Source organism: Desertivirga xinjiangensis, from assembly GCF_024436435.1.
Classification (GTDB): Bacteria; Bacteroidota; Bacteroidia; order Sphingobacteriales; family Sphingobacteriaceae; genus Desertivirga; species Desertivirga xinjiangensis.
In genome coordinates this window covers 227,638-249,770 of sequence record NZ_JAFMZP010000001.1, presented here as the reverse complement: position 1 = coordinate 249,770, position 22,133 = coordinate 227,638, and the positions used below count along the sequence as shown (strand labels likewise).

Below are 22,133 nucleotides of genomic sequence, written 5' to 3'. Positions count from 1 at the left end.
TTTAACATGGCTTCGGAACTGCAAGTTCCGAAGAGCATAAAGGAAACTTTATTATCCTCACCTGTAATTACCGGAAGTTTCAATTCTCGCATATCTCTCCTCCAACAAACATCTGTACTTCTCCTTGTATTCTTCAGACAAAAATGAATTGTTAATCCATTCAAAAGCAAGCACCTTGTTTTTCTGAAAACGCTTTGCAATACCGTTGATCTGTTTTTTGTTCAGCCCCAGCGTCGTACCTAATCTTTCAAAATGCTGCCATTGCAACTTTCTTTTTTTCCCTTCCAACGTTAAGGCCAGTTCCTCAGTATCTTCTGGATTTACTATCGCCACATTCAGCAGATCATAGGCTGGAGCCAAGGTCCATCTGTCTCCCCTATTTATCATCGAGAAATTTTTCAGGTGCATATCGTTGTTTCCGGTCAGGAAGCTGAAAACGGCCAATTCCAGGAAATAGACTTTGTCAAGCAGTGTATTGTCTGAATACTCATTGAGTGCCTTGCCAATCTTTTCCATTGAACTTTTATATTTATCAAAAGCTTCCGTAATCTGGAACATGTCCAGCATATGTATTTTTTCTCCGGCATCGGTTCTGTCTATCCGTTTGGTAATGTAGGATAGTTCTCCGGATTTCAGCCGGATTAAGCTCGATTTGACAACATTTATCCCAAAGGCCTCAGCAATGCGCATCGTGACATGTTCATTTTCAGGCATCTCCGGAAAATAATCCGATGGTGGTTTGAAAATATAATTACCACCCAAAGTACCAACAATGGTCAAACGTCCTTTGTTCCCATCCTGAAGGACATTATTTACTAGTGACAGGGAAAGTTTAGGCTGTACACCAGGAACAGCGATACTTCTTTCCACAACATTCTTTGCCAGTTCAGTCATCTGCTCACGGGAATGTTCAAACAAGGGCTGTTGTTTAGTCCCAAAGAAGTCGAGGCAGCATTGTTCGTGGAAATCACCTGCCGTATTTTCCTCCAATGCGCTATAACAGTACAGACATTTTCTGTTACTCATCTGCTTGCGATATTGCTTGAACACTTACAGCACCGATACAGTTTCGGCAGCAAACCAAAAGCAGACCCATGCGGTCGTTCTGATTTATTTTCCAATTTTTTGAAGCTATATCTAATAACCAGCCTTCGGGAATCAGCCCTTCAAAAAAAGGAAACAAACGTTTGTCTGTATGAGGCTTTTTTGTTACAGGCATCGTAAACGACAGAAACTGGTTCGGATATCCCTTGATATACTCATCCTCATATTGAAAAATATATTCACCCTCATCGGTTTCAGTCAGCGTTCCCGCTCTAAGATCTTTATAATATATGACAGCCTTTCTCATAAGCCTTTACGTGTTGGTGCTAAAGAATTCTCTGGAATTGACTGGTGCCAGGGTGTGCCCAAACATTTTCAGGATCTGGTTTACCTTTTCCAGATTAAGGTTTTCTTTGCCTTGCTCTATCTTTCGGATAACAGTGAGTGCTACACCTGCACGCTCAGCAAACTCTTCCTGTGTAAGATTGACTTCCTTTCGTTTCTGTTTTACAAAATCTGCTAGCCTTATCATAATTATATGCTTTCGCAACGAATTTAGGCAAAAATAATAAATTTATATGCAAGAACATATAACGCCCGTTCATTTTGAGGAACTATATGCTTCTGAATATAAATTTCTGAATTTGATTTGAATCAAATGCCCAAAGCGTCTGCTCAACGTTACTTTGTGCTATCAAAACACAGAGTACATGAATAAAGTCAATCACTTTAAAGAGAATCGCGAGCAGCTTGTGGTCCTCTCCATTCTTATCACATTTTTAATTCCTAAATCGGCTACCGGCGGAAAGTACTCTGTTTGGGAAGAAACCGTACCTCCGCTGGCCGGCCCCCCTCCGCATAGCCACACAGATGAAGAAGTATTTTACGTATTGGAAGGTGAATTTGAATTTATGCTGAATGGCGCAATGATTCCGGCGCAACCAGGCAGTGTGATCCACGTACCATCGAACGATTTGCATACGTACCGGAATACCGGCAATTGTGCGGGCAAATTGTTAACCATGACTAACCCGGGCAAACTGGAAGATTATTTCCGCGCAGTTGGTAAGGCTGTAACATTAGCTGCTGACATTCCCGATCTGAATGTGGCGCCCGATCTTGCTAAACTTGATGCCGCAAAGGCGATTGCACTGGCGCCGGAATATGGCATCACCTTTCATTTGTAATTTCTTAATTTAGTCAATCATTCAATAACCGTGACCACTGTAGAAAAATTCAGGAACCAGGCAGTAGACGTTTATGCCGTATTAAGTTACGAGCCTATTAAAAATTATTTACTCATGAAATGGATAGGTTTTTCTACGGAAGAGGAAGTGAAGCATGCATCAACAGCGATGATGCAATGGCAAAAAAATGAAGGTCAGGCTAAGCAGTGCCGGTTTCATGTGCACGACACTAAAGAGATACAAGGCGCCTGGATGGGTGTGGTAGACTGGATCAGGGATGAGATGTGGCCATTTTGCTACCAATGCGGTTTACGATATAACCTGAGCGTTACCTCGCCCGATCTGTTTTCAAAGATGTCGTCGGTAGCGCTTAAAAAACAAGATTCCCGGCAGGTTACCACTGTGCTTTTCGAAACCCTCGCCGCAGCAGAAAACTGGCTGACAGAAAAATACAAGACAATGTAATTTCACCAAACACTTCAATCAAAACTGATCCTTAGGATTCAGCAAGCATCGTTATGCCCATAATTTTGAAAATGAATGCAAGAAAATCCTCATTAACCCTTTGAAAAATGAACAATAAAAAAACCCTCATAAAAGCCGGCACGATCATCACTCAGGATGAAAAACAAAACATATTTCAGCATACCGATCTGCTGATCACCGGCGACCAGATCACTGCTATAGGCAAAAACATAACAGTAGATGATGCAGAAGTGATTGATGCATCGGAGATGATCGTGATGCCCGGTCTTATTGATACTCACCGGCACGTCTGGGAAAGCGTGCTCCGTGGTGCGGCAGCCAATTTTTCGCTGATTGAATATTTGCAGCAGGTGTTGGGTACTCTCGCACCGGCTTTCCGCGCAGAAGATGTTTATACAGCCAACCTGTTAGGTGCCCTGGAAGCACTGGAAAATGGCATCACTACGGTAATGGACTGGTCGCACATTATGAACAGTCCTGCACACGCGGACGCTGCAATTAATGGTTTGAAAGATGCAGGTATCCGGGCCGTATTTGGCTATGGAACACCGGGCACCTCGGTTTGGGAATGGTTTTATGAAAGCCCCCGTCCCCATCCCCTGGATATTGAGCGCATATTAAAAGAACACTTTAACAGCACAGATCAATTAGTTACCCCTGCTCTAGCTATTCGTGGCCCTGAATATTCGTTATTTGATGTAGCAAAACAGGATATAGAGCTGGCACGTAAATATGAACTGCCCATTTCAATGCACGCGGGCTGCGGTACGTTTGCCGATAAATACAAGGCGGTACAGCAGCTGGCAATAGCGAATCTATTAGGCCCGGATATGAATTTTGCACACTGCAACCTGCTAATATCTGATGACTTTAAGTTGCTGGCGGATAATGGATGTTCCGTATCGGTAACGCCGGAAGTGGAGATGCAGATGGGCTTAGGTTTTCCGGCGACGGGCAAAGCCATTGCGGCTGGAATTGCGCCAGCTTTGGGCGTAGATGTAGTGACAGGCGTGGGCGGCGATCTGTTTACTCAAATGCGTGTAGCCTTACAAACTGAACGTTCCTTAGTTAACCAACAGTCGCTGGATGCGGGAGAGATGCCGCAAACTACCAGCCTGACTGCTGCCGACGCACTGAGCTGGGCGACTTCAAACGGCGCTAAAGCCCTGAAATTAGATAAAAAGACAGGTTCTCTGATCCCGGGAAAACAAGCTGATCTTATTCTTTTGCGTACTGATTTGCTGAACATCACGCCTGTATTTGGCAATCCTGTCAATGCACTTGTTTCGCAGTGCAGCTCAGCCAATATTGATTCGGTATTCGTAGCGGGAAAAGCGCTCAAACGTGCCGGAAAGCTATTGCACCCTGACCTACAAGCCTTGCGGTCGGCAGCAAAGCGTACGTCCACTTACGTTTATGAAAAAGCATTAATTGCAGGTATCCACTCTGGGTAAGGTTGGACATTCACACTTAATATCCAGAAATAAAAACAAAAAAATAACGCTACTTTCGAAAATGTAAAGCATGGTTGCCCGCTCCGGATGCATTGATTTTTTGGCTGGAAGCAAACGGCCCTAATCTGTCATATCGTATTGAGCAATTTGACATGAAGAAGCTACATGAGGGTACTTTATAATATAGAAAAATTGATTGGCCCCTCGCCCGAGGAGAAACAGGCGCTGGAGAGCATAGTCAAAAGGAGACTGCTGAAAAAGAATGAGCATTTTTTGCATGAGGGCGACCAGTGCGAATCTCTTGCGTTCATTGAAAAAGGCAGCGTACGGTACTATTATCAGTTAGAAGACCGGCAGGTTTGCAAAGACTTCCTCCTGGAAAACGGTTTGATCTGTTCTTTCGGTAGCCTGTTCTCCCAGGAGCCATCCTCCATTTTTATCCAGGCAATGGAAGACACGGAGATCCTGGAAATGCAGTACGAGGATGTGCTCAGTCTTTGTGAGAGGTATCCGGTTTGGCAGCAGCTTTCTCGTATCATCCTTCAGGAGCAAATAGTCAGGGCCGAAAAGCGTGAAGGCTCATTTCTGAAAGACCTTCCCGAAACGCGATTTAAGGCCCTGATTGCCGGGCATCCCACTATTTTTAAAAGGGTACCATTACAGTATATAGCCAGTTACCTGGGCATCACCAGGGAGACATTGAGCCGCTACCGGAAAAGGGCAGGCAAATAAATGCCTTTGAACAAACCTTTATAATTGAAAGAACCTTCCTAATCCGGGTCCGGACAAGTATAGCCCTCATGAGGGATCATTCTTTCATAGACTGTAATGCAGTGCAACTTCCCCATTCGATATTACCTTTGTATCTATCAGCTGAAGCCTTGTCTTTTTGCCACTTGCTGAAAACAGGGGAATTCCGGATCTGAAGAAGACGGGGTTTATAAAAATCCAATATTCGTCAATCAGGTTGAGATCGGTCAGCAATTGGCCAACAGCGGGACTCCCGAAAAGGACAATGTCCTTCCCCTCTCCGCTCTTTATTTCCTGCAGCGTCTCTGGTACCGCATGGTTGATTACCGTAGTATTTTCGGTAGTTACACTTTCCAGGGATCTGGAAAGCACGATCTTTTTTGCGCCGTCGTACCATGTGGCAAACTTAACTTCAGTAGCTGAAGAATTTACATCGTCCTTAGCCAGTGGCCAGTAACTATTGAACATTTCAAAAGTAGTTCTGCCAAATAAGGTAGTATCCGAGCTTTCCACAAGTTCGTTGACAAACTGGAGATGCTCCCCTGCATTTTCAAACCAGTCGAGTTCCCCATTCGGACCTGCTACAAAACCATCAATAGAGGTATGGACAATTTGGATAATTTTTCTCATATGCGATTTATTTGGTTACTCAGCAGACAATTTTGCCTTTATTTTTTGTAATTCGTAAATCAGCCAGTATTGCAATTTTTTATCATGACGACAATCAAGGATCAGATTGCTTTGATTGCGAAAATACAGGCAAATGGTACTGGTGTGGTTTACATCAGAATAAATTCCTTTGGTGTCCTGCCAGTCACCAAAAGCTCTTAAACGTTCTTTTTTACGTTTAAATATGGATCCGGTTTGTACAATTTTTTCAGCACTGATAACCAGCGTTTCATTATAAAAGATGAAATAGACTCCTCCCATAAGCAGGGCAGCACCAAACAACAGAAGGAATAAGGCAGCAAGGAAGCCGTTGGTTTCAAGGTAGACATAAAGCGCTGCCGCAATGTTAAAAAGGCCAACAGCTGAAACCAGAATAGTATACAGCGCGAATCTTCCCGGAGGAAAAGTAATGATATAATAATGATCACCTTTCTTCAAGCTGACTTTGATATGCGTTGGCTTAGTAATCTGAACTGTATCAGAGGGTAAAGAAAAGCTTTCCATCTTTCAAAGTTATAAAAAAGCGGAAACCGCGGAATAGGAGATGGCTTCGGTGATTAGGGGCTCCTGGTGATACTGCATACATTGCTCAGGATAGCAAGCGGATCACAGATCCTATGATAGGGCTTCGGAACTGCAAGTTCCGAAGAGCAAAAAAGTTCCCAAAAGCAAAGCTGCAAGTTCCGAAGAGCAAAGAACTTTCGTAAGCCCATCTTTTCTTTATTGGATATCACATTTTGTGATTTCCAATCTTCTACCTGCAAACACAGACTTCCTGAAGATAAAAACCACGGTCAATACCAGTATAACTCCCAAAGCAATGCCCCAGCTCATCGCTTTGCCTTGTGCTTTTTCGGTCATTTTCGTTTTTACTTTTTCTCTTGATTGAAGTGATCTATTGGAGGTAGAATCTGATGCCAGGGTTGAGAGTTTTTCAGCGGAAGCGACTGCAGAGTACCAGTTTTCCTTATTACCCCGGATCTGAAGTGATTTACCTTTGCCGGTAAAACCCTTCCCGGGAGAATAAGTAAACTCCCCTTCGGGGATGATCCTGATCCAGTAAGAGTCTTTCAGAGAATCGGAATGAGCGGAATTTAGCACTTCTGTTTGCTTGTGCTTTATGGTTACTTCAGCTATGTACTGCTCCTTCTTGAGCAGTAGGCTATCTGTTCTGGCAAGCGTTCGGTTTTTAATTAAAGAGCAAGCTGTAAGCTGAGACGATATCATAAATAAGAGGATAATAGCAGCAGGACAATAGATCCTGCATACTATAATTTGTGAGGCACCTGGTTTCATAAGTGCTGAGATTTAGTTGTGATAAAAGACGATACCTTGTAAATAGAGGCTGTTAGTCTGCGTTTCCGGTACACGCCGTCGCCTTCGCGGCTGCCTGCTGAATTGGTGTTGGCTTCAACTGTGATGATCCAGGAATCGTCCCATTTTTCAATAAAACCAACATGGGCTATTCGTTTCTTTTCCGGGAAATAGATCCCAAACACATCGCCGGATTGAGGTGTATATTTGGGTCCGGTTAAACCGGCTGGACCAGGAGAAGCTGATAAACTCCGGCTTCTTTCCCACACCACTTTGTCAGCCGGAAAAAGCGAAGGGCTCCAGCCGGTGCGAGGGTTAGGAATCCCGGCTTTGCCCATACACCATGAGGCAAAAGCGGCGCAATACGGCTCACCTTTGGAGAGATCCACATATTTAAGATACTCTTCCACTCTGGCCCCATCGTTCCGGCCTGTCTTTTCCCGCACCCCTATCTCAGCAGTATAGATCTTCCGGAGGGTTTCACGACTGTCTGCTACAGGATCAGTCCTCACTAAAGAAAACCGCTCCCAAACCTCAGTACCGGGATTCTCTACACCAGCGCTGAAAGCGTCAATACAAAAGAGAATAACACCAGCAAATAAAAACTTAAATAGATACTTACTTTCCAACATGGCGCTAAAGAATTAAAATTGTGCTCGAAACTGTACTCTGAGTAAATGGCCATAGCAGGCCACAGTGTCCGGATGAGCCACCAGGTAAGGGCCTTAAAGATGAGTAAAGCCGCTACTGCTATGATAATTGCGCTGAGAGCCCCGGGATCTATAGGTGCTGAAGTAACATCCAGGTACCTGGCGATAACCGGATAATAAATGAAGACCAGGAGGCTGATCAAAATAGCCAGGTGTTCTTTCCTGAGCCGGATCACCGGCAACAGGTATTGTTTAATTGTTTCCATGATAATTTTGATTTAAAGAGGGCGTCCAAAAAATTCTGTTTGTTAAGTTGGGCACACGCGTGCCAGCAAGCTTTTTATTTCTACAGGCGCTGTCCTTAGTCTGTAGCCTGGGCTTCAGTGTGCCGGGGACTAAGGATTAACCAATAAATGAGAGTCTCTGACTCGTTACCTACAGCTTTCCGGACACCCCCGGTGAAAAATGTCGTTTAATTAATCTCTACTACTAAAATCATTTATTAAAAGCCCCCAGGTACCAGGTATCTGAAACAGCTCTCGACTTCTGGTCGAGGAAATAGATATAGCCATGCAGCTCTTTGCCCAACATATACCGGGGAATGACCATCCCACCCATACCGTCTTCTACGGAATAGTTAGTGATTGCAGAATGCCAGCGATTCCCGTCCGGACAATACATCAGCATCACTGCCACTTCGTTGCCCCTGGTACGATACCTGAACGACTGCCATTTCACAAACAGCTGCCCCGGTTCAAGCAAAATGCTTTCAAGGATGTATATTCCCGTTAATTTACCCTTGCTAAGGCGCACTTTACTGTAATCTATCTTTGCTTCAGCCCCCTCAGCTACAAGAGCTTCCTTGAGATTCAGCTTCATGGTGGTGCTGTACCAGCTTCCGGCAAAGTGCATTTTTAGCAGTTCTGCCAGAGGTTTGACCAGGGCAGACACAAGCTTAAAGCCATTCTGCCTGAACAGTTGTTTTTCGGTAGGAGCCTTAGTGCTCTTAGCAGGCAAGCGCCGTATATATTGTGTTTTCCCAAGACAGTAGTACACTAAACCGCCCAGTTGTCCGGATACTTGTCCAAATATTCCGCCTGTTAACTTTGCCATGACTTTAAATTTTTCGATTAATTAAACTGATTTTTAAACTTTACATAGGGAGCCGGTCTGCAACCAGCTCCCGGATGTGAATGCCAAAGGCTTTAGACGACTATCTGACCAGCGTAAAGGCTCTCAGAATTCTTCGAACCATCCCTGTTGGTAAAGAAGAGGAACACGTGTAAGGTGTCACCATCAAAATCTTCAGGGATATCCAGCTGCAATTCACCGTCGGCGCGGGTTGAACCCTCGGCCGGTAAATAGATGTTCTTTGCCGGATTGTAAACCAGTACTATTGCCTCATCATCACTGAAAGCCCCGTACTTTGAAAGAAGCACGCTCCAGGTGATCGTTAAACTGCCGGCATCAGCAGCCAGGGTCACACTGGCAGGTTTAGTAAGGCTGCCCTTGCTGATCAGCATGTTTTTGTAGTCAACTGTAAAGGCAGGGTAAGCTCCTGTGATTGCATGACTGAGAAAATGCTGCAAGGCCATATTGTAACCCGTGGCTTTGCCACTGTTTTGGCCCTTAAATCCCTCGCTGAGCAGGGAGGTAATGGGCTGCAAAACTTTAACAGCCAAAGCAAAACGAGCCTGCTGCTCCAGCTGCGACTGGCTTGCCGGCTTGCTGCTCTTTTTTGGTAAACCCTTGATGTAGTCGATATCTTTCCAACTACTTCCGACAACGGAACCCGCTTTGCCGGAAAATCCGCCGTTGGCTCCTTTTTTAATAATTCCCATTGTTTTAAAAATTTAAAAGATTAAACATTCTGTTAAGGATGCGTTACGTAACTGATCCGAAACAAACATAGGGAGGATAAAAATGGGGCTGCGTTTTTTACGGCGTTTACGGCAATTGCGTTTAATTAAGTTGTTTTTCGGTGTTTTCGTTGTTTTTTGTTGTTTTCGTTGTTTACGGCGTTTTCGATTCTTTACACGCTTTTCAACTCTTTACGTCGTTTTAAGATGTTTGCGGCATTTACGGTAATTTTAACCATCTGCGCTGTTTACGATATTTGCGTTATTTTACCGGCTTCTGGTAACGGGGCGTTTTTGTTCGATAGTATCTGAGAAGAGCTATCCCTAAATACCGGAAAAGTTCGGGAAAGCAGGCCGGGCGCTTCAGTCTTTTCCGAAGGTTTCCCGAAGCGGCTTCGCTATTTTCCGAAGCCTTCCCGAACACTTCCCGAAGAAAGGGTAGGTTTTTCCGAAGCCTTCCCGAAGAAACCCCGAAGGCTTCCGCTACTTAGGGATAATCCTTTCCGAACCTTTTCGGTAGCGCTCTGCATGGTTTTGGGAAGGATTTCCGGAGATTGTTTGAGACTGCTCGAGTCAGTTCAAAAAAATGTTATACGGAATAAGCTTGACATCAGCGAAGAGAAGCGAATGCTTTACTGAATAGGCTTGACAAATGTAAAAATCACATCCAGGGGTTGTAGTAAGGGAGGTGTGCTGCAGACTACGGACTGCTTAACCGGGCCAGTCGCCCGGTTCAAATCTTTAAATTCCTATAAAAACTTCTCAATATCTTCCCTTCTCAGCCCCATATACTCACAAAATTGATCGACTGTTATGCCCTGGTATTTCTTCCTGCCGTAACAAACACAAATGTCTTTGTAAGTTTTCTGGGCATAGGTACGTTTTCTGCCTGTAATATTCTCTATATCCTTGGCACAGAGAATAATCCTTGTTACATCTACTTTCATTATTAATTGTTTTTAATGAAGCTCTGATGAATTCTGCCAGGTCACTCTTAATTAATCGGACATCTTGATTTTTTCTGGTAAAAACACCGGTTACTTCGTATGAAAAAAAATTTTCTTCAAGATTCAGCTATTTGAAAGGTTTTTTCCAAAAAAATTCCATGAAATGATCTATATCATATGTGAAACGTACCTGCCAAATTAACTTAGTGTTAAAAATCAATCCACCCTTTAAGAAAATTTACCCCATGAACACTTACCCTAAGCCCATTAGTAACCCCATTAATCAACCTATTGATCATGATCCCGCTAATCCCCTGAGTAAATCCCTTAACAAGCCCCTTTTTCATATTGCCTTCTGGCTGATTTTTATGCTGTATGAACTATTAATCCTCCACTTCACTGGAGGTTCTTTCTACTTTTTTCCGGATATTGTTTGCAATTATCTCATCAATATTGCTTTCTGTTATACCACTATCTACTGCGTTTTCCGCCCCTGCTGGCGTAAGAAATCAGCGTCGCTATTCTTTCTATTGATCATTCTGGAGTTCGTCATTTATATCCTGCTTAGGAGAAGTTTGGCACTCATTTTTGAAGCTGCCAATTTGCCCTACTACTCTGCTGGTAAGGATCTGCCCGCTTTTACGGCATTCATATTTTACCGGGGAGGGATCTTCTTTACCATGGGATTTATTTACTGGTTATTCAGTAGATACAATGTTACCCTCAGCAAGCTGAATGAACTTACCACCCTGATCAGTACCAAATCGAAGCCGCGTACGCGCATGCTCGAATCGGGGGATACGATTTGTTATATTAAAAATGGCACCAAGCGCGAACGGATTGACCTTAGTCTGCTGATATATATCGAGGGAGAGGAAAACTATGTATCCCTGGTGTTTTCTGACGGGACAAAGAAACTAATCCTTACCAGCATGGGCGCTATTCTGGAAGAACTTCCTGAGAACTTTTTCAGGATCCAGAAAAGCTATATCATCAACCTCAGGTATATTAAGTTGGCAGATGTAGGGAGCGTGGTCCTGGATGGCGGAGTAAAGATAAATATCGGTGCAGCCTACAAGCAAGAGCTCTCCGAGATTATTGATGGCCGGACACTGTTGCTGGGTAAGCGCAAGTAAACCGGAATTGTGTGATATGATCAGGCTGTTGAGTTACCGGAGTCGAAGACTCCGGTTTTCTATTTCATCCCACTAAACACTGTATTTCAAAGAGAAGCCAAAGGCTTTGATGGAAAATATTGAAAGCTGCCCTCTCTCTTTATTATCTTGTAAACGTTAAGCTCCTAATCTATTTCTGAAACATCATGCACGTACGGACTAAACAACATTGACGGGGACATATTTTGGCCCCTCCAATGTTTTCTTTTGACTAAAAATATTTTCACGCCCATGGATTACTTTACCTACGAGGAACGATTGAAATATTTGCATGAGATGGCATTAAAAGGAAGGTTGATTTCAGTTAGCGAAGCTGCCCGAAAGATGGATTGCAGCAGCCGGACTATCAAGCGTATGCTGAGCCACCTTCGTCTTAAGGGACATGATATCCGGTATTCTTACACACTTAAGCGGTTTGTGCTGAAGATAGAGCGGGAGTAGTATGTCCTTTAATCTGTCTAAAAAATTTTTGTCTAAAATCCTTCAGGCCATTCTTTGGCCCCTGAAGCATTTTTCTTTGGGGCATGCTAAAGGATCTCCATAAGAAAAACAGCTTAAGTTTAATCATCTTCCTGTTGGTGCTGCTATGGACCTATGCCGCCATGGCAAAGCTGCTTGACTTTGAAAGTAGCAAGAACCAGATGCTTAGCCAGGTATTTCCAAAGAACATCTCCATAGCGCTTGCCTGGCTGGTACCTCTGACAGAATTGATCACCGCAGCCTTGTTGTGCTTTACAAGAACCGTAAAAGCCGGGCTTATCATCTCCCTCGGACTCATCAGCGCCTTCAGCATCTATATCCTCCTCATTATAACTGGCCTGTTTGGGCAAGTACCCTGCAGTTGTGGGGGCATTATCGAAAAGTTGAGCTGGGGCCAGCACCTGGTTTTTAACCTGTTCTTTACAGGAATATCCATCGCAGGAATACTACTGACTTCAGCAAAGATCAGGCATCCGGAGCCTCATGAGGTTCCCTTATAAAAATATTGTTGCAACAACGCCCGGGGCACCGGACAACAGGGATCGCCGAAAACCTGCAGAAAAGAGTAGGCATACACAAAACAAACAAATTCTATTACAATGAAGAAGATCAACATGAATGTTTTAGCCCTCGTCCTGGGACTAACATTTGCCATTTCAACCGCTGCCACCGTTAGAGATTCAGACCAATGGGTGTACAACCCCGCTCTTGGATCTGAAACCGATGCTGACAGCTATGTGGCCGGAACCGTAGGCTCTTGTGCTACTGGAAGTAACATTTGTGGCATCGTAGCTGAGGAGGATCCCCTAAACATGGGACACCCGCAATTCAGCGAAGGACAACAAAGCCGCATTGAAAACAGGGAAACCAATCAGGCCGATGTTTTCCTTAAAAACTAATTTCTTCTAATTTTATGGGGGCTACATGACCCCATAAAATTAGCTCCTTTAATGCAAAGCTTATTTTCTTCCCACTACATTCTGAAAGTATTCTTGAATAGGCCTGTAATTTATGTAGAACTTATTCAAATTTTCTAAAATTGAAGCTTCTAACCTTTCAGCATCCGTTTTGGTCATATGTGATTCCTCCGGCAGGGCCCATTTAAATAATAGATTGTCTGGGTTATACTTATAGGCTAATTTCAAATATTTATCACCAATGTCATCAGATTCTAAATTGAAATGCCAGGGACTTATCTTTATCATCCAACCTTGAAGAAATAACAACTCAGGTTTTTTTGAATAAAACTTATTGATAAGCACCATGTTTCTATTTAAAAGCTGTTGAAGATAGTCTTCTTCAATGTCAGTATTTCCTTCAACCAGTAAGTACCAAATTATAAATGTCTGCTTAATCAAGGCGGCACTATCTGGTGATTTTGCTTCTTTAATTTCAGTTTGTAATTCCTGAATTTCCTTAGTGTAATCTATTCTCATTTTTTTGAAACTATAGGGAAAACTGCTACCCCAAGTGAAACCGCCGCTTCTATGGTAACAAATACTTATAGGAGTGTTTATCTTTCTCCTGTTAGTAGTAAGTCTCCGACTTACCTTCCCCTCTGACTTTAAGCCAATCCCCGCTAAGCTGCTTTAACTGTATAATTACCTATATGGCCGTATATAAACCTACAAAAGGTAAGAAGTACCATAGAATATCGATGTTCCTTCGGATTCTGATATCCAAATAATAAAAAGAATATACAGTTTCCAATCTTTCAGCAGTTTATTTTGTCATTTCTGCCAGCAAGAAATACAGAATACAATACCTAAGTCTCCGATACCTTTAGTAATACTCGCAGCAAACTCCATGTTACATTGCTGCTCGTATTCATACATGTACCAAAAACTTATGTGATCTGGAGAAACATCAATTTCTCTCAATTCATTAAGATTCCTTGATATTAAATCAATAAAAATATCAAGTGCTTTCGTAAAATTGGGCGAGTCTTCCTCAAATATCAGACTCCATCCTATAGCTGGATCTTCATTTGACACTCCCAACAAGTGGTCAATCTTTTCCCTCTTTTGTCGGTCACATTCGATTAATAGTTTATAAAAACTGCCCATTTTTGTTGAACTGAATACTCTGGAGCTGTAGGAAGTTAAGCTTTCTTCGCATTTTGTAAATGTATCATTAATACGAAAGGAGTTGAGAGGTAACCTTAAACAACTAAACCTGACCACCAACTCCTGAATTTGTATATTTGGTATAGCTTAAATCTTATGAAAGCGCCAGGTAAAGTTGAGAAAATACTCCAAAATTTAAACAACCTTCATGAGTTTGGAAGGCAACGAGCATTTGAATTAGGAAACCCCTACTATTCTAAACAAAGCAGTGACGGAGGATACCTTCGTAAAGAGCTTCCAACCGGTGAAGTATTTCTTGCTTTGGTAGAATATCGTTACGATGACAACGGATATCCAATCGAAGTGATAGATACCTATCTTGAACCAATTAACTAATGCACACGCCGGCGCTTATCTGCGTCATCAACCTCATCCACAGCCTGTTCCAGTTCATGTAATTGTTCGATAAAGTCAGCAAACTCCTGGATATCCTCAGGGAACCGGACAAAACCAGCTATAGTGTAAAAAGAAATCCAATTCGAGAGTATTCGTTCTGCCTTTTCAGGCGGATATCTCCTGAAAAACTTCTCCATTAACTCTAAAACCTCTAAAGATCTTTCGGGACTTGATATGTTAGTTTCCATAATAATTGATCAAAGTATTTATAGTGGAGTTTCTAAACGAAACTCCACTGATACGCCTTCCGGCACCTTCTAGCCTATGCTCGACCGCTGTTCGGAGTTTCCGAACTCCGAACTCATATCTTCGAGTCTCCAGACTCGCGATCAACCAACCCTATCGCTCATTCTGCCCCACCCCAGTCTCCGTCACTACCACCTCCGGGATCAGGAACGCATACCGCTTATGCCCCGGTCCCAGCACATACTCCTTCCCATCCAGCACCCTTCTCAGCGTCACCGCAAACCTGGCATCCCGGTTCAGTCGCCTCAGATCCATCCAGCGCAGCCCGCTCCTGAACACCAGCTCCTTCCGCCGCTCCTGTAGGATCAGCCCCAGTGCCTCTTCCGCAGTAGCGGCAGTAAAAGGTACAAAGCTGCTTGCCCTCCTCCGCTTGATCAGCAGCTTATTCAGCCATTCCAGTGCTTCCTCCTTCTTCCCCTCCCTGGCATAACACTCTGCCCGCATCAGGTACATTTCACTGGTGGTGATCCCGGCAAACAAACTCCCGTTGTTCTTCCCGGCATAATCTCCCTTAAAGAACACACCCTGGTCTGCTCCTACCGTAAAAAACAAGCCCTTCCGCAAGTCATCCCCATCATAAGCAGCATACAGCTCCCTGTCAACCCTGGCTACATTAGCTACAAATACCCCCGAGTTACCCTTATTGATCGCATGAAAGATCACTTCCTGATTAAACAGCGTAAAAGGATTGGCGGCCGAAGCACTCAGCAGGTTGTAATCCAGCAAACTGCTTTGCAGCGCCAGGCAGGAATCCGCCCAGCGGCCTGCCGCGGCATAATCCTCCAGCACCAGGTTCAGCCTGGCCAGTACCGCAAAAGCCGCTGCCCCTGCCGGCCGGGTTTTATACGCGCTGCTTACAGGCAGCAAGCCTGCCGCCTGTTCCAGGTCGTTCCTGATCTGGTTGTAGGTTTGCTCCAAGCTGGATCGCACCGTCTTATCGTTGAAATCCGAGCTCAGTCTCAAAGGCAATCCCGCTGTAGCGGCAGCTGTAGCCTTATCATAAGGCAGGGTAAACACCTGGGCCAGCTGAAAATGACTCAGCCCCCGGAAAAACAGCGCCGAGCCTTTCAGGATATTGTGCTGCTCTCCGGTAGCCGCCTTATCCACCAGGTCGAGCACCGCATTAGCGTTAAAGATGGTGTAATAACCGTTGCTCCAGTCCTGGGTAGCCTGGGCATCACCTTCCCAGGTATAGGTTTTCCGGTCGTCGATAAAAAACAGCTTGCCCCAGTCGGCAGCGTTCAGGATCAGGTTATCCGAAGCGATATCCCCGGCTGCCGGGTAATTGGTGTTCATCGCCGTTTCGTTATCCAGCAGGGCCTGCAGGTCTCCGGCGGTAGCCGGCACTGAAAGCGTCTTATTGGGTTTCAGATCCAGGTACTTCTCGCAGGAAGCCAGCAGCAGTGAAACTGCTAAAATCATTAATGCAATCGATCTTGCTATATATGTCTTCTTCATCGTATTGTCTTTTCTTTATGTCTTTCCTGTTCTTTAAAAGTTTGCCCGTATTCCTGCCGAAAGGCTCTTTGCTGCCGGGATATTGTTTCCGTAATCCGGATCAAGCCCGGCTTTGTTCTTCCGCCAAAGGATACCCAGGTTATTAGCATACAAAAACAGATCGAGCTGCCGGAAAGGAAGCTTATTCCGGTCACTCCTTTTAAAGCTGCCTGGCTTTAGCGAATACCCCAGGTTAATATCCTGCAGCCGGATATGATCTCCCCGCTCTACCGTCACTTCACTCTGGCTGTACACCCTTTCCCGCTGCGCATTGGCAGGATAGATCATCGAGGGAACCGTGGTATTCAGCTCATCGCCGGGCTGCTGCCAGCGTTTATCATAGTCGGGATGCCCCACCCAGGAGACCATCAGGTTGGCATAGTTGATCGTGCTCCTGCGGAAGTAATAGGCAAACCTTCCACTGATGTTGAACGACAAACTGATATTGCCATAGCTGAAGCTCTGCCGCAGCGAGCCGTACACCGGGGGCACCGCATCGCCATGAAAAACCAGGTCCTCCAGGGTGGTTTTGCCGGTGATGGCTGTATAGTCCTGGCTGGGCTGACCGTTCAGGAAGGCTATGGGATTGCCGGTGGCCGGATCCAGCCCTGCCCAGCGGTAGCTCACCACGTTATAGGCAGGTTGCCCTTCCAGGGGCGAGATGCCCGTGCCCTCCCCTACATAAAAGCTGAAGGAGCTGGGTTTGCTGTAGTATTTAGTCACCTTGTTCTTTGAGTACGAATACAGGGCAGCAGCTTCCCAGCGGAACCTTCCGGGAAGGATCAGGGTGTTCAGGCTGATATCTGCGCCGCGGGTGCGCATAGCGGCACTGTTGCGGGTCAGGGTGCTGAAGCCGCTGGTGATATCGGATGCTACCAGGCTGAGCAGGTCGCTGGCCCGCTTGTTATAGAGCTCCAGGCTGCCCTGCAGGCGGTTGCCCTTACTTGCAAAGTCCAGTCCCACATTGAACATCCGCACTTTCTCCCAGCGCAGCTCAGGGTTGGGCGGGTTCTGCACCTGGGCATAGGGCAGCCCGGTGGAGGAGTTGAACAGGGGCTGCCGGTAGGCAATGGTGGTCAGGGCCGACAAGCTGTTATCGACATTGCCGCTGTAACCGTAGCTGGCCCGCAGCTTAATAAAGGGCAGCAGGTCCTGAATGGTGCCAGTGTAAAAGCTTTCGCGGGAAAGGTTCCAGGCCAGGCCTGCCGACCACAGGGGCACCCCTCTCTGGTTGGTGGCTACTCCCAACAGGTTGGAGGCGTCTTTGCGGATGCTGGACGAAAGGATATAGCGGTTCTTTAGTGTATACGCGGCATTGCCGAACAGGGACACAAAGCGGCTGGTGACATCGGAAAAGGCATTATTTGCCGGTACCTGGGTATTAGCCAACAGGTTAGCATAGATGGGATAACTATTTACCAGGTCCGTCTGCTTAAAGCTCATAAAGTTATCATTATAACCATAGCTGCGGCCCGAGGAGGAATAGCTCCTGCGCTGCCGGATCTCGGCTCCGGCCAGGGCTTCCAGCTGGTGTTGCCCTCCCAGGTGACCCGAGTAGTTGATCTGGCCCCGGGCCACATGGGCATCGAGCACCTGTTCGGCCAGGTCCAGGATCCCTCCGTCGGGGATGATCGTGGTACGGCTAGTAGCGGAGAGCTGGGTATAGCGGTTCACCAGGTCGCGGGCAAAGTAAGTGTCTTTGCTGTAATGCTCCCTGCTGCTGGTGGTTGCACGCTCGTACTGGTAGCGCAGCTCGGTATGGAGTTCTGTTCTCTGGCTTTTAAGGAGCTGGTAGCGGCTTCCCAGGTTCAGCACCATGTCATGGATCCGGCTGGCATTATCAGCAAGCTCCGCTTCCTCCAGGGGACGGTAATGCCAGTCGAGCAGTCTGCCCTTGCCTGCCGTATCTACAAAGGACAGGCGATAGTCTTTTTCCAGGGCCAGGGCATTACCCTCGGCATCGGCCAGGCGGGCATAGGGGTAGATCACTGACTTGCCTCCACCGGGATTGATGGCTGTATTGTAGTTACGCGCCAGGGTGGCCGTATAGCTGAGCCCGGCCTGTAGCTCAAGCTTCTTTACCGGCTTACTGATCACCGTGCTGCGCAGGGTGGTCCTTTGGTAGTCGTTGCTTAGCTGGCTCTGCAGGTTCCGGTCGTATCCGCCCGAAAGGGTATAGTGCAGGCTGCTGCTTCCCCCGCTCAGGTTCAGGGCATACTGCTGGTTTACGCTCTTGCGGTACAGGTACCTGCTGATGTCGTTTCGTACATCATAGCTGGCCAGCTCAGCGATCTGACTATTGAGTTCACCTTCGCTGAGCTGCCCTGCCCGGTGTTTAGCCAGCAGTTCCACCACGGGGGAGATCACCGGCCTTGCCCTAGTATTGGTCAGGGCCGAGTTGTAAAAGCCTTTATCAAAGAGAAAGCGCTCTGCCTCGATAAAGGAGGCGGAGGACATTTGCGGGGCATAGAACACATCGGGCTTCTCGCCGATGGTGACATTGCTTTGCAGGGAAAGCCGGAAGGGCTGGTTATAACCTGCTTTTTTGGTGGTGATCACCACTACCCCGTTTCCTGCTCTTGCTCCCCAGATGGAGGAGGCTGCAGCGTCTTTTAAGATGGTGATCTGCTCCACCTCATTGGGGTTGAGGTTGCGGATATCCCCTTCATAGGGGAAGTTATCGACAATATACAGGGGCTGCCGCTGGGTACTGCTGCCCAGGCTGCTGATACCGCGGATACTGAAGTTCTGGTTAACGGCACTTCCCCTTTTGTCGAAGAGCACCCCGGAGGCGATGGCATCCAGCCGGCTGAGCACATCGGTGCTCACCTGCCGGTTATAGAGCTTCTGGTCGATCACTTCAAAGGAGCCGGTGACCCGTTCCAGGGGAAGTTGCTGGTAGCCGGTGGAAACGGTGACCTGCTGCAGCTGGGCGCCGGAGGGCTGAAGCTTTAAAATCAGCGGGCTGCTGGTGTTTGCGTGTACCAGTAATTTCAGGGTTTTGAACCCGATATAGGAGATTTGAATTTGGGCGCTGTCTGCGGGCAGGTACAGCTGGAAGGCGCCATCGGCACCCGCGGTGGTATGGATGCCGGTGCCGGGCACAGTAATAGAGGCTCCGGCCAGTACTTCCTGGTCGGTGTTTGACAGGATGCGGCCGCTGATGGTGTGCTGCTGCCTTTGAGCGTTGAGGTGACTGGGATAAAGGTTTAGGAGGAACAGGGTAAAGAGGACTACATAGGGTGTTTTCATTGTTGAGGGTTGATTTCTTGTGATTTTTCTGATTTACCTGATGATGATTTGATGGTTTCTACTGATCAGTGGGTGAGGGTGGTATCGGGGGTAAAGGTGGGTTCTTTCAGGATGAATAGGTCCAGCTCCCGCTCCTGGCTTTGAAGCGACAGGCCTTGTTTTTCGAGTTCTTGCTGAAGAGATTTTAAGTTGCTTAAAGGTTTACTGAAGCGGAGATCAGCCGGGCTGGCAAAACCGGTTTCATCGAGTACCGGCGGAAAACCGGGAATGCGGTTTAGAGCGAGTATTAGGTTTTCCAGCGGAGCGTTTTGCATAAAGGGGGCTTTTTCTTCCGGCCCAAGGGCGACATAGCGTTTTCGGGCCGAAGATTGGGGTTTAGATTTAAACAGGCTTTCATCTTTAATCTTTAGCACCAGGCAGCTAACTTTCCGTTTTTCTATGGAGCTTTTCAGGCCCGTCATCGCATCCAGGTCATGGCGCATCCAGGGATAGACCTCTTTCAGGTCAGCTCCGGGGGGAAGACTGCATTCATAGCTATACTGGTGCTTCCGCTCCCATTCGGTCAGGTAACCGGCACCCGGGCTATAGACCAGGGCGGCGGTATCCTTGACTTGCAAGATCCTGCGGGAAGGGTTAAAGATCAAGCCGCCTCGCTGGTAGGCGATAGCATAAAGGTGCAGCAGGGTATGGTTGATCGCATAAAAGCGGGTGATCCGGCCGCTGCTGTCTTTCTGGGTTCCGGAACGGGTGCTGGCTCCGGGGATGTAGCCGGTTAGCAGGCTGTGTCGCTTATCTGTTGTTACCGGTGTCTTAATAGCCGCCAGGGGTTTGTTGTAATCGTAGGGCGCTTCGCTGTCTTTCTGCAGCCAGTTCATGGGGCCGCCAGTTAAGGCCTCCTTGATATTGGCTGCATTGAGGTATTCAGCGTAAGTGACCGAGCGGAATACACCTTTCTGATCGATCCAGATTATATGCGGGACGGTTTTGTAAGGAAAGGATTGCCTTAACAGGATATCTTCTGTAGCGATGGCCTGGTTCAAACCGGAAAGCTTTGGGCTGGCTTGCAGGTAAGCTTGTACGGTTGCTGCTTGCTGTGAAGTTACCGGAAGGATCAGCGCCCTGTCTTTAAACTCTGCCTGGAGCTTTTGTACGGTAAGCAGGTATTCGGCGGAGCTACTGCATTCGGTCGCCCAGAAATCGAGGATGATCAGTTTGCCTTTTTGTTCTGTTAAGTTGATGGTTCCGGTTTCGTGGTTGATAATATCGCTGATGCTGATCTCCGGGAGCCTCTCTCCTATCTTTAGGGGCTGCGTTTGTTGCTGAGCGTTGACTACGGTACTGATTAGCACAATAGTGAGGATTAGCAGAAGGATGCCGATAATAATCAGGAACTTTTTGAATCTTTCTGCTTCTGTATTCTTAGGTGGGTGTGTCATGTTTTCTTAGTTTTCTTTGGGGGTGGATTTGACTCTGGGCAACTCTTTGGAGATAAAGCGGAGATCATAAGGAGCCAGAGTTTTATTGAGTTCTTCGATGGTGTTTAAGGGAGTATCCAGCAGCAGGTCGATCTGGCCGGTATAACCGGTTCCATCGATCAGGGTCAACCGGGAGTCCTTCAGGTATGAAGCTTTCAGCCCTTGCAGGAACTGGCTGACCGAGCCATTGTATACCCGGCAGCCAAAGGGTTCGAAATCGAGCTGTGCTATTGCTCCAACGACCTGGATCTTATCGGCACCGGAGGTGCGAACAAGGATGAAGCTGGCAGTATCCACATTGCTGATTGTGTCGGATTGGAAAGTAGTCCGAGTATAGATACTTCCTAATTTGTAAAAGTGAAATTTTGAAATCTTCTGGACTGTCGCCGACTCAGTTGATATCTCCTTGCCTACGGCAATAGCCACAACAAGCAAGATATTTATGATAATCCCTAAAGCAGTTCTAATTGCTGAGAGCTCTTTCGGGAGATTAAGCTTATAATTCTGATCTCTTAACTTTAATTCATCTACATTCGGAAAAGGCAATAGCTTCCCCGAAAGCCATAATCTGACATCCATTGGCTTTGGATTAATTGTAAAATTTGAATGGGTCTCGAAAAACTGCTATCTATTCTATCTATAGCTCTGAATAAAAAGCATGCAGTAGGTGGGATTTAATTATTCAGGTGCGGAAATGAGGTTCTTCAGCCTTTCCTTTTCAGTCCTTGCATATAAATGAACTCGATTAGAAGTACAGCGAGGAAATGAGCGGAAGGACTTAAATGTTTTAATATTTCTCATTGTTCAAATTTCATGCAAGTGAACAATGAATATGCGAACTGGAAGTCCTGGTCTTAGAAAGAGATGGGACTTACTTTATTCCCTATAGAAGGCCGTAGGAAGCCATTGATGAGAACAAGAGCAAGCCCATCTCTCCCTGCAAAGGTAAGAGGATGGGCATTGAACTCCTGAACTTGCATCATTGAAAATTTCCTACGTTCTCTATAGCAAGATTCAGCGTCAAATGCTAGTAAAGACAGAGCAAACACTTATTAGTCCGTACTTTACGGTTACTAATTTACGAATAAATTACAAAAACACAAATTCTTAGGTAGACAATTTATTT

The 22,133-nt window shown here is 46.2% G+C and carries 27 protein-coding genes; 9 read left to right on the top strand and 18 right to left on the bottom strand.

All coding sequences use genetic code 11. The annotated features are described in order from the left end of the window. Positions 1-57: 57 nt before the first annotated feature. Genes J3P37_RS01100 through J3P37_RS01090 form a run of 3 tightly spaced genes read right to left on the bottom strand, consistent with a single transcriptional unit; the run spans position 58 to position 1,576 of the window. Positions 58-1,026, bottom strand: a complete 969-nt coding sequence (locus J3P37_RS01100) for a HipA domain-containing protein (RefSeq protein WP_256009140.1) — start codon at positions 1,024-1,026, stop codon at positions 58-60. Then, on the bottom strand, positions 1,019-1,351 hold the full coding sequence (locus tag J3P37_RS01095; RefSeq protein WP_256009139.1) for a HipA N-terminal domain-containing protein: 333 nt from the start codon (positions 1,349-1,351) through the stop codon (positions 1,019-1,021). Before J3P37_RS01095 ends, J3P37_RS01100 begins: the two co-directional genes overlap by 8 nt. 6 nt (positions 1,352-1,357) lie before the next feature. Beyond that, positions 1,358-1,576, bottom strand: a complete 219-nt coding sequence (locus J3P37_RS01090) for a type II toxin-antitoxin system Y4mF family antitoxin (RefSeq protein WP_256009138.1) — start codon at positions 1,574-1,576, stop codon at positions 1,358-1,360. Positions 1,577-1,754: 178 nt separating this feature from the next. On the opposite strand from J3P37_RS01090, the gene J3P37_RS01085 reads away from it, so the two are divergent. From J3P37_RS01085 to J3P37_RS01070, 4 genes are all read left to right on the top strand, one after another. Then, the gene (locus tag J3P37_RS01085) at positions 1,755-2,231 is read left to right on the top strand and encodes a cupin domain-containing protein (protein WP_256009137.1); all 477 of its coding nucleotides are present in this window, start codon (positions 1,755-1,757) and stop codon (positions 2,229-2,231) included. Positions 2,232-2,261: 30 nt separating this feature from the next. Then, complete coding sequence (locus J3P37_RS01080) at positions 2,262-2,696, top strand: FYVE zinc finger domain-containing protein (RefSeq protein WP_256009136.1); 435 nt, start codon at positions 2,262-2,264, stop codon at positions 2,694-2,696. A gap of 107 nt (positions 2,697-2,803) precedes the next feature. Next, entirely contained in the window at positions 2,804-4,171 is a 1,368-nt protein-coding gene (locus J3P37_RS01075) for an amidohydrolase family protein (RefSeq protein WP_256009135.1), read from the top strand. A gap of 165 nt (positions 4,172-4,336) precedes the next feature. Then, positions 4,337-4,903, top strand: a complete 567-nt coding sequence (locus tag J3P37_RS01070) for a Crp/Fnr family transcriptional regulator (RefSeq protein WP_256009134.1) — start codon at positions 4,337-4,339, stop codon at positions 4,901-4,903. An 84-nt stretch (positions 4,904-4,987) separates the two neighbouring features. Here J3P37_RS01070 and J3P37_RS01065 read toward each other — a convergent pair whose 3' ends face one another. From J3P37_RS01065 to J3P37_RS01030, 8 genes are all read right to left on the bottom strand, one after another. Further along, the gene (locus tag J3P37_RS01065) at positions 4,988-5,551 is read right to left on the bottom strand and encodes a dihydrofolate reductase family protein (RefSeq protein ID WP_256009133.1); all 564 of its coding nucleotides are present in this window, start codon (positions 5,549-5,551) and stop codon (positions 4,988-4,990) included. A gap of 15 nt (positions 5,552-5,566) precedes the next feature. Continuing rightward, positions 5,567-6,094 (bottom strand): hypothetical protein, encoded by a 528-nt coding sequence (locus J3P37_RS01060; protein ID WP_256009132.1) that lies wholly within the window; start codon positions 6,092-6,094, stop codon positions 5,567-5,569. 216 nt (positions 6,095-6,310) lie between these two features. Continuing rightward, positions 6,311-6,886 carry a hypothetical protein gene (locus J3P37_RS01055; RefSeq protein WP_256009131.1) on the bottom strand — a complete coding sequence of 192 codons (576 nt, stop codon included), beginning with the start codon at positions 6,884-6,886 and terminating at the stop codon, positions 6,311-6,313. Then, positions 6,883-7,536 carry a CHAP domain-containing protein gene (locus J3P37_RS01050; protein WP_256009130.1) on the bottom strand — a complete coding sequence of 218 codons (654 nt, stop codon included), beginning with the start codon at positions 7,534-7,536 and terminating at the stop codon, positions 6,883-6,885. The genes J3P37_RS01055 and J3P37_RS01050 overlap by 4 nt, the downstream gene beginning before the upstream one ends. Beyond that, a complete protein-coding gene (locus tag J3P37_RS01045; protein ID WP_256009129.1) occupies positions 7,455-7,820 on the bottom strand; it encodes a hypothetical protein in 366 nt (121 codons plus the stop codon). Before J3P37_RS01045 ends, J3P37_RS01050 begins: the two co-directional genes overlap by 82 nt. A 229-nt stretch (positions 7,821-8,049) precedes the next feature. Next, entirely contained in the window at positions 8,050-8,667 is a 618-nt protein-coding gene (locus tag J3P37_RS01040; RefSeq protein ID WP_256009128.1) for a DUF6266 family protein, read from the bottom strand. Between the two features lie 92 nt (positions 8,668-8,759). Further along, positions 8,760-9,395: a DUF6266 family protein gene (locus J3P37_RS01035; protein WP_256009127.1), complete on the bottom strand. Its 636-nt coding sequence runs from the start codon at positions 9,393-9,395 to the stop codon at positions 8,760-8,762. A 767-nt stretch (positions 9,396-10,162) separates the two neighbouring features. Then, positions 10,163-10,360: a hypothetical protein gene (locus J3P37_RS01030; RefSeq protein WP_256009126.1), complete on the bottom strand. Its 198-nt coding sequence runs from the start codon at positions 10,358-10,360 to the stop codon at positions 10,163-10,165. Between the two features lie 245 nt (positions 10,361-10,605). On the opposite strand from J3P37_RS01030, the gene J3P37_RS01025 reads away from it, so the two are divergent. The 4 genes from J3P37_RS01025 (at position 10,606) to J3P37_RS01010 (ending at position 12,914) form a co-directional block, all read left to right on the top strand. Then, a complete protein-coding gene (locus J3P37_RS01025; protein WP_256009125.1) occupies positions 10,606-11,496 on the top strand; it encodes a LytR/AlgR family response regulator transcription factor in 891 nt (296 codons plus the stop codon). Positions 11,497-11,766: 270 nt separating this feature from the next. Beyond that, complete coding sequence (locus tag J3P37_RS01020) at positions 11,767-11,976, top strand: hypothetical protein (protein WP_256009124.1); 210 nt, start codon at positions 11,767-11,769, stop codon at positions 11,974-11,976. Between the two features lie 83 nt (positions 11,977-12,059). Next, positions 12,060-12,515: a MauE/DoxX family redox-associated membrane protein gene (locus J3P37_RS01015; protein WP_256009123.1), complete on the top strand. Its 456-nt coding sequence runs from the start codon at positions 12,060-12,062 to the stop codon at positions 12,513-12,515. Positions 12,516-12,614: 99 nt separating this feature from the next. Continuing rightward, entirely contained in the window at positions 12,615-12,914 is a 300-nt protein-coding gene (locus J3P37_RS01010) for a hypothetical protein (RefSeq protein ID WP_256009122.1), read from the top strand. Between the two features lie 60 nt (positions 12,915-12,974). Here J3P37_RS01010 and J3P37_RS01005 read toward each other — a convergent pair whose 3' ends face one another. Both J3P37_RS01005 and J3P37_RS01000 read right to left on the bottom strand, forming a co-directional pair. Then, positions 12,975-13,451 carry a hypothetical protein gene (locus tag J3P37_RS01005; protein ID WP_256009121.1) on the bottom strand — a complete coding sequence of 159 codons (477 nt, stop codon included), beginning with the start codon at positions 13,449-13,451 and terminating at the stop codon, positions 12,975-12,977. Between the two features lie 294 nt (positions 13,452-13,745). Then, on the bottom strand, positions 13,746-14,081 hold the full coding sequence (locus J3P37_RS01000; protein WP_256009120.1) for a hypothetical protein: 336 nt from the start codon (positions 14,079-14,081) through the stop codon (positions 13,746-13,748). A 156-nt stretch (positions 14,082-14,237) separates the two neighbouring features. Here J3P37_RS01000 and J3P37_RS00995 point away from each other — a divergent pair, with 156 nt between their 5' ends. After that, positions 14,238-14,477, top strand: a complete 240-nt coding sequence (locus J3P37_RS00995) for a hypothetical protein (RefSeq protein WP_256009119.1) — start codon at positions 14,238-14,240, stop codon at positions 14,475-14,477. Here J3P37_RS00995 and J3P37_RS00990 read toward each other — a convergent pair. From J3P37_RS00990 to J3P37_RS00970, 5 genes are all read right to left on the bottom strand, one after another. Further along, positions 14,474-14,725 carry a hypothetical protein gene (locus J3P37_RS00990; RefSeq protein ID WP_256009118.1) on the bottom strand — a complete coding sequence of 84 codons (252 nt, stop codon included), beginning with the start codon at positions 14,723-14,725 and terminating at the stop codon, positions 14,474-14,476. The two genes, J3P37_RS00995 and J3P37_RS00990, sit on opposite strands and share 4 nt — an antisense overlap. A gap of 151 nt (positions 14,726-14,876) precedes the next feature. After that, the gene (locus tag J3P37_RS00985) at positions 14,877-16,241 is read right to left on the bottom strand and encodes a RagB/SusD family nutrient uptake outer membrane protein (RefSeq protein ID WP_256009117.1); all 1,365 of its coding nucleotides are present in this window, start codon (positions 16,239-16,241) and stop codon (positions 14,877-14,879) included. A 33-nt stretch (positions 16,242-16,274) separates the two neighbouring features. Then, positions 16,275-19,532 carry a SusC/RagA family TonB-linked outer membrane protein gene (locus J3P37_RS00980; protein WP_256009116.1) on the bottom strand — a complete coding sequence of 1,086 codons (3,258 nt, stop codon included), beginning with the start codon at positions 19,530-19,532 and terminating at the stop codon, positions 16,275-16,277. 65 nt (positions 19,533-19,597) lie between these two features. Further along, positions 19,598-20,968 carry a TlpA family protein disulfide reductase gene (locus J3P37_RS00975; RefSeq protein ID WP_256009115.1) on the bottom strand — a complete coding sequence of 457 codons (1,371 nt, stop codon included), beginning with the start codon at positions 20,966-20,968 and terminating at the stop codon, positions 19,598-19,600. A gap of 6 nt (positions 20,969-20,974) precedes the next feature. Further along, positions 20,975-21,586 (bottom strand): hypothetical protein, encoded by a 612-nt coding sequence (locus tag J3P37_RS00970; protein ID WP_256009114.1) that lies wholly within the window; start codon positions 21,584-21,586, stop codon positions 20,975-20,977. Between the last annotated feature and the right edge of the window lie 547 nt (positions 21,587-22,133).